At 72.8% G+C, this 7,189-nt stretch carries 7 protein-coding genes; 3 read left to right on the forward strand and 4 right to left on the reverse strand.

Annotation, left to right across the window (positions count from 1 at the left end):
• Positions 1–13: 13 nt before the first annotated feature.
• From infB to rimP, 4 genes are all read right to left on the reverse strand, one after another.
• Positions 14–3,079, reverse strand: a complete 3,066-nt coding sequence (gene infB, locus AB0368_RS17590) for a translation initiation factor IF-2 (protein WP_366154902.1) — start codon at positions 3,077–3,079, stop codon at positions 14–16.
• A 107-nt stretch (positions 3,080–3,186) separates the two neighbouring features.
• Positions 3,187–3,495: a YlxR family protein gene (locus AB0368_RS17595; protein ID WP_366154903.1), complete on the reverse strand. Its 309-nt coding sequence runs from the start codon at positions 3,493–3,495 to the stop codon at positions 3,187–3,189.
• Positions 3,496–3,547: 52 nt separating this feature from the next.
• Positions 3,548–4,564, reverse strand: a complete 1,017-nt coding sequence (gene nusA, locus AB0368_RS17600; RefSeq protein WP_366154904.1) for a transcription termination factor NusA — start codon at positions 4,562–4,564, stop codon at positions 3,548–3,550.
• Entirely contained in the window at positions 4,561–5,244 is a 684-nt protein-coding gene (rimP, locus tag AB0368_RS17605; protein WP_366154905.1) for a ribosome maturation factor RimP, read from the reverse strand. The genes nusA and rimP overlap by 4 nt, the downstream gene beginning before the upstream one ends.
• Before the next feature lie 219 nt (positions 5,245–5,463).
• On the opposite strand from rimP, the gene AB0368_RS17610 reads away from it, so the two are divergent.
• Genes AB0368_RS17610 through AB0368_RS17620 form a run of 3 tightly spaced genes read left to right on the forward strand, consistent with a single transcriptional unit; the run spans position 5,464 to position 7,091 of the window.
• Entirely contained in the window at positions 5,464–5,904 is a 441-nt protein-coding gene (locus AB0368_RS17610; protein ID WP_366154906.1) for a hypothetical protein, read from the forward strand.
• Positions 5,901–6,323 (forward strand): ferritin-like domain-containing protein, encoded by a 423-nt coding sequence (locus AB0368_RS17615; protein ID WP_366154907.1) that lies wholly within the window; start codon positions 5,901–5,903, stop codon positions 6,321–6,323. Before AB0368_RS17610 ends, AB0368_RS17615 begins: the two co-directional genes overlap by 4 nt.
• Before the next feature lie 54 nt (positions 6,324–6,377).
• Positions 6,378–7,091: a nucleotidyltransferase domain-containing protein gene (locus AB0368_RS17620; protein ID WP_366154908.1), complete on the forward strand. Its 714-nt coding sequence runs from the start codon at positions 6,378–6,380 to the stop codon at positions 7,089–7,091.
• The last annotated feature ends 98 nt before the right edge of the window (positions 7,092–7,189 follow it).

Raw genomic sequence — 7,189 nt, forward strand, 5'->3', positions numbered from 1 at the left:
CATGCCGGAGCTCTTACGAGCGCGGCTTCTCGCGCATCTCGAAGGTCTCGATCACGTCGCCGATCTGCGGCGTGCCGAAGCCCTGGAGCGTCAGACCACACTCGAAGCCCTCGCGGACCTCGGTGGCGTCGTCCTTGAACCGCTTCAGCGAGCTGATCGTGACGCTTTCCGCCACCACGACACCCTCGCGCAGGATGCGCGCCTTGGCGTTGCGGCGGATGAGACCCGACCGGACCATACAACCCGCGATGAGACCGATCTTGGACGAGCGGAAGACCTCGCGGATCTCCGCCGTGCCCAGCTCGACCTCTTCGTACTCGGGCTTGAGCAGGCCCTTGAGAGCCGCCTCGATCTCCTCGATGGCCTGGTAGATCACGCTGTAGTAGCGGATCTCCACGCCGGCGCGGTCGGCCATCTCCTTGACCTTGTTGCTGGCCCGGACATTGAAGCCGATGATCGTGGCGATGGCCTCGGAGGAGGCGCTCGCCAGGTTGACGTCGCTCTCGGTGATCGCACCGACGCCGCGGTGGATGACCTTGAGCTGGATCTCGTCCGGAATCTCGATCTTGAACAGCGCGTCCTCGAGAGCCTCGACCGAACCCGAGCCGTCGCCCTTGAGCACCAGGGTGAGCGAGGTCTTCTCGCCCTCCTTGAGCTGCTCCATGAGCGTCTCGAGCGTGGCCTTGCCCTTCGAGTTCGCGAAGCTCGCCGCACGACGGCGTGCCTGCCGCTGCTCAGCGATCTGCCGGACCGTACGGTCGTCCTCGGCCGCCAGGAACGTGTCGCCTGCGCCGGGAACCGAGGTCAGACCGAGCACGAGGACCGGACGCGCCGGACCCGCCTCGGGGACCTGGTTTCCGTTCTCGTCGAGCATGGCGCGGACGCGGCCGTGCGCGCCGCCCGCCACGATCGAGTCGCCGGCCCGCAGCGTGCCCTTCTGGACCAGGACCGTGGCAACCGCGCCGCGGCCCTTGTCGAGGTGGGCCTCGACCGCGACACCCTGCGCCGGCCCGTCGATCGGAGCGGTGAGCTCCAGCGACGCGTCGGCGGTCAGCAGGACGGCCTCGAGCAGGTCGTCGATGCCGATGCCCGGCTTGGCGGCCACGTTGACGAACATCGTCTCGCCGCCGTACTCCTCGGCGAGCAGCCCGTAGTCGGCCAGCTGCTGGCGGACCTTCTCCGGGTTGGCGTCCGGCTTGTCGACCTTGTTGACCGCGACCACGATCGGCACCTCGGCGGCCTTGGCGTGGTTCAACGCCTCGACCGTCTGGGGCATGACGCCGTCGTCGGCCGCGACCACGAGGATGACGATGTCGGTCACCTGGGCACCACGGGCACGCATGGCGGTGAACGCCTCGTGACCCGGGGTGTCGATGAAGGTGATCGCCCGGTCCTCGCCGTTGTGCTCGTACTGCACCTGGTAGGCGCCGATGTGCTGGGTGATGCCACCCGCCTCGCCGGCGACCACGTTGGTCTTGCGGATCGCGTCGAGCAGCTTCGTCTTACCGTGGTCGACGTGACCCATGACGGTCACGACCGGCGGCCGGGTGACGAGGCGGTCCTCGGCGATCTCGGCGTCGAGGTCGATGTTGAACTGCGCCAGCAGCGCGCGGTCCTCGTCCTCGGGGCTGACGATCTGCACGTCGAAGCCCAGGTGCTCGCCGAGCAGCAGCAGCGTGTCGTCGGAGCACGACTGCGTCGCCGTCACCATCTCGCCCAGGTTGAACATCTCCTGGACCAGCGAGCCCGGGTTGGCGTTGATCTTGTCGGCGAAGTCGGAGAGCGACGCGCCGCGCGACAGCCTGATCTCCTGGCCGTTGCCGCGGGGCGCGCCCGACGACATCGCCGGAGCCGACAGGTTGTCGAACTCTTGACGCCGCTGCTTCTTCGACTTGCGACCGCGGGTCGGCCGGCCACCGGGACGCCCGAAGGCACCCGCGGCACCGCCGCCACGGCCACGGCCGCCACCACCGGGACGACCCGGGGCACCGGCACCGACCGGTCCGCCCGTGCCACCACCGGGGCCACCGCGGTAGCCACCGCCACCGCCGCCACCACCGGGGCCGCCACGGTAGCCACCGCCACCGCCGGCACCGCCCCCGGCGCCACCGGGACGGAAGCCGCCACCGGCACCGCCACCGCCACCGGGACGGAAGCCACCACCGGGACCGCCACGGCCGCCGCCACCGGCGCCAGGACCACCGGGACGGCCCGCACCCGGACCGGCCGGACGACCGGGACGCTGCGCCGGCATGGAGGCGGGGCTGGGCCGCGGCGGCATCGAGGCAGGGCTCGGCCGCGGCGGCATGCCCGCCTGGTTGGGACGAGGCATCGCCGACGGGGTCGGCCGGGCGCCACCGCCGGAGACGCCGAACGGGTTGTTACCGGGACCACGCGCCGGCGGACGCGGAGCGCCGCCCGGACCGGGACGACCCGGCGCGGGCGTGCCCGGAGCGCCGGGACGAGCGGCCGCGGGGGAACCGGGACGCGGCGGAACCGTGCCCGGGCCCGGCGGACGCGGACGCGAGGTGCCGTCGGCCGGGGGCTGCTGCGCCCGGCGCTCGGCGTCGCGGGTGCGTGCGGCCTGAGCCGCCTTGACGGCGGCCTCCTGCTCGGCCTTCAGCGCCGAGGCGCGCGCCTCGGCGGCCGCCACCTCGATGTCGTGGGCACTCGCCGGCTTGGCGACCGGGCCGGGCGTGGGGCCCGGGCGGACGGGGGCCGGCGGCTTGGGCCGGGCCATCGCGCCGGGGCTCGGAGCCGGGGACGCGGGCGCGCCGGGCGCTTCCGCAGCCGGGGCTGCCGGGCTGGTCGGACGACGCGGCGGCTGCGGCCGTGCGGTCGCGGGACTGGGACGGGGCGCACTGGATGCGGGGGCGCTCGGTGCCGCCGCGGCGGGGGCCGCCGGAGCAGCACCGCCCGGGGCGTCGAGGGCACCACGCAGCCGCCGGGCCACTGGGGCCTCGACCGTGCTCGATGCGGATTTGACGAACTCGCCCATCTCCTTGAGCTTGGCGAGAACGGTCTTGCTGTCGACCCCGAGCTCCTTCGCGAGCTCGTGTACGCGGGCCTTACCTGGCACTGCACTCCTCACTTCGAGGTCGTGCGAGCCAAACCCGCAGCGACCTCACTCCTGCACTTGAAGCCTGGTCATTTCAGGGACTTCATCGTGTGCTCATGTCGGTCGTCCTACCTTGCTGGGTCGTGACGAAGCTCTGACGCGTCGTCATCGGTTGTTCCGGGCGGCACAGCCGCCCGGATGTGTTCGGCAAGCAAGCCGGTGTCAGCAACACCGGTGAGACGCAGCGCACGCCCGAAGGCGCGACGCCGCTCCGCCTGCGCGAAACAAGCCGGATCGGGATGCAAATGCGCTCCCCGCCCCGGCAGCCGACGGTCCGGATCGGGCTGGAGGCGGAGGTCATCCCCGTCTCGCACCGCGACGAACCGCAATAATTGGAAGGTCGGCACGCGTGAGCGACAACCGATGCAGGTTCGCATCGGGCCGACCCCTGCAAAGTCTACCCCTCCGACGCGTGGTCCGCGTATCCGGTCAGCTTCCGGTCTCGGCGGCATCCCGCTCCGCGGCCGAGGCCGGCTCGTTGTCCGGACGGATGTCGATGCGCCACCCGGTCAGCCGGGCGGCAAGTCGGGCGTTCTGCCCCTCGCGCCCGATCGCCAGGGAAAGCTGGAAGTCCGGCACGGTCACCCGCGCGGTCCGCGAGGCGGCGTCCACAACCTCCACACGCAGGGCTTTCGCCGGCGAGAGGGCGTTGCCGACGAAGTGCGCGGGATCGTCCGACCAGTCGATGATGTCGATCTTCTCGCCGTGCAGTTCGCTCATGACGGCCCGTACGCGCTGGCCCATCGGCCCGATGCAGGCGCCCTTGGCGTTGACGCCCTGCACCCTCGAACGGACCGCAATCTTCGTACGGTGACCTGACTCACGTGCGATGGCGGCGATCTCCACGGTGCCGTCGGCGATCTCCGGCACCTCGAGCGCGAAGAGCTTCTTCACCAGCGCCGGGTGCGAGCGGGACAGCGTGATCTGCGGCCCTCGGAAGCCCTTGGCGACGTGCACCACGATCGCCCGGATCCGCGACCCGTGGTCGTACGTCTCCCCGGGCACCTGCTCGGACTGCGGCAGCACCGCCTCGAGCTTGCCGAGGTCGACGATGACGATGCCCTTCTCGGCGCGGGCGGCGTCGGCCTGCACGATGCCGGTGACCAGGTCACCGTCGCGGCCGGCGTACTCGCCGAAGTGCGCCTCGTCGGTGGCCTCGCGCAGCCGCTGCAGGATCACCTGCTTGGCCGTCATCGCGGCGATGCGGCCGAAGTCGTGCGGGGTGTCGTCCCACTCGCGGACGACCGTTCCCTCGGCGTCCAGCTCCTGCGCGAACACGGAGGCCGTGCCGGATTTGCGGTCGATCTCCACCCGGGCGTGGCCCTCGGCCCCGTCCGTGTGCCGGTACGCGGTCAGCAGCGCCGTCTCGATCGCCGCGAGGATCGTGTCGAACGGGATCTCCCGCTCGCGCTCCAGGGCGCGCAGCGCCGCGAGGTCGATGTTCACCTCTCCTCGCCCTCCCCATCCTCGTCGTCATCTTCATCGTCGGAGTCGTCGTCGAAGTCGTCATCCGGATCGTCGTCGGAATCGTCGTCGTCCGGGAAGACCGCCTCGTCGAGCCGCTTGAACTCGATCTGCACCTTGCCGGGTCCGAGGTCCGCGTACGCGATCTCGCTCGCCGTGCCGTTCACGTCCAGGACGATCCCGGTGTCGTCGGCCGCCGTGACGCGCCCGGTCAGCGGCCGGCCGCCCGCGGTGACGGTGACCAGCCGGCCGACGTTGCGCCGCCAATGCCGGGGCAGGGTCAGCGGCCGGTCCACCCCGGGCGAGCCGACCTCCAGTTGGTACTCGCCCGCGAGCACCTCGCCCCCGGTCTCCTCCGCGGCGTCCAGCGCTGCGGAGATCTCCCGGGAGACGACGGCCACGTCGTCCAGACTGATGCCACCGTCGGCGTCGACCATCACCCGTACGAGGTGGCGCCGTCCCGCGCGGGACACGTTCACCTCTTCGAGGTCGTACCCGGCGGCCGCGACGACCGGCTCGATCACCGTGCGGACCCGGGCCCGGGCGGCCACGAGGTCGATCCGCGGGGCAGCGGGGGCGCGCGTCTCGTCGGAGGCGTCCCGGCCCCGGTTCCCGGAGCGGCGGTTCGCCGGCCGGGCGCCGGTGCGACCACGCTGCGTCATCGGGCCCAACCCTTCTGCTCAATTACGGCGGGTGGCACGCCGCCCGCCGGCCGATCGCCGGGAACACCGGCATGCCACCGGGGCCGAATTCCCCGGCGGCTGACGCAGAGCGTAACGCGCCCCGGCCGCGGCCCCGCCGCCGCCGCACCGAATGCGCGCCATGCGCAGGTCAGCGGCCACCGGCCGGGTCACGGGCGCCCATGGTGTTGACTTGCGGGCGTGAAAAGACGTCAGCTGCTGGGGACAGCTGTGAGTGTGTCCGCGCTCGCCGGTTGCGGGTTCCTCGACGACGACCCGGAGCCGGCGCCGCGCCCCGACGCCCTCCAGCCCGTGCTGGACGAGGCGCTGAAGCTGGCCGCCGCCCACGACCGCGCCGTCCTGGCCGAGCCCGGCCTGGAGAAGCGGCTGACGCCCCTGGCCGCAGATCACCGGGCGCACGCCGCCGAGCTCGCGAAGGTCATCGGTGCCACGCTGCCGTCGCCCGCCGCGTCCAGCGCGCCGCCCTCGGACGCGGCGAAGTCCGTGGCGGCGCTGCGCAAGGCGGAGCAGGCGGCGCAGAAGACCGCCGCGGCCGCGTGCCGGGCCGCGCCGGCGAACCGGGCCGCGCTGGTCGGCTCGATCGCCGCCGCACGGGCCGCGCACGCCGAGGCGCTGCGGTGAACGCGCAACTGGCGGCCGCCCTCGCGGCGGAGGAGGCGGCGATCTACGCGTACGGGACCCTGGGGGTGCGACTCACCGGCGAGGGTGAGCGGACCGAGGCGCGGGTGGCGGAGGGGGTGCACCGGGACCGCCGCGACGTGCTGGTCAGCAGGCTGGCGGCGCTGCAGGCGAGCGCCGCGCCTGCACCGGCCGGCTACGAGCTGCCGTTCGAGGTGACCGACCGGGAGAGCGCCGTGAAGCTGGCGGTCCAGGTGGAGGACGGCGTAGCCCAGGCGTGGCGGGCCGTCTTGCCGGTCACCGAGGGCGGCGACCGGTCGACGGCCCTGAGCGCATTGACGGACGCCGCGGTCCGGGCCACCCGGTGGCGGCGCCTCGGCTCGGTCACCCCGGCCACCCTGGCCTGGCCCGGGCGGCCCTGAGAGCGCGGCCCGCGAAGCCTTTCGCCCGCGGGTCGCGTACCCGAGAATCAAGCGGTGTCGCAGGACGAGATCGACCTGGCCAATCCGCGGTGGTATCTGGCCACGCGGCTGCGCGACGTCATCCTGCGGCGGTGGTCGGCCGAGGTCCAGGCGATCGGCGTGCACGGATCCATGGCGCACGGCGACGACACCGAGACCAGCGACGTCAACCTCGTCGTCGTCACGTATCGGCAGGGTGCCGGGCCCCGCGCGGCCCTGCGCCGCGTCGACGGGATCCTGGTGGATCTCAGCGTCGCGTCCGGCGAGGAGGGACTGCGCCGGTCGCGGGAACTGACCTCGCGGTGGCCGCTGGAGGCGGACCGCTACCTGACCACCCGCGACCTGTTCGACCCGCGCGGCTGGTTCGGCACCCAGCGCGACGCGCACCTCGCCAAGCTCGCCGAGACCCGGCCCGGGGAGTTCAGCTCGCTGGCCCGGCGCAACTGGTGCGTGGCCTCGGCGGCGCACGCCCGCGCGGTCCGGCTCGCCGAGTGGTACGAGACCGACGCCGCCCTGGTGCTGATCGCCGAGGCCCGCCTGCACGCCGCGATGGTCGCCGGCCTGCTCACCCGCACGTATTTCCGCAACCGCGCCGACGCGGTCAAGCGCACCGGGCTGGCGGCCGCGGACATGACCGAGCTCGGGGCGACGCTCAAGGCGCAGGCCGAGGAGCTGACCGCGCGCGGCCGCCCGGTGGACGGCCCGCTCGGCGCGCTCTTCGAGAGCTAGATGCAACGCCGTTCAGTTAGGTGGTTGGTGTGGTCGTCAAGGCGTGTCGGAGACGTAAAGCAGCGGAGCTCAGGTATAGAGGGTGGTCACTCTAAGAC

This window comes from Actinoplanes sp. NPDC051475 (assembly GCF_040689425.1).
In the GTDB taxonomy this organism is placed as follows: Bacteria; Actinomycetota; Actinomycetes; order Mycobacteriales; family Micromonosporaceae; genus Actinoplanes.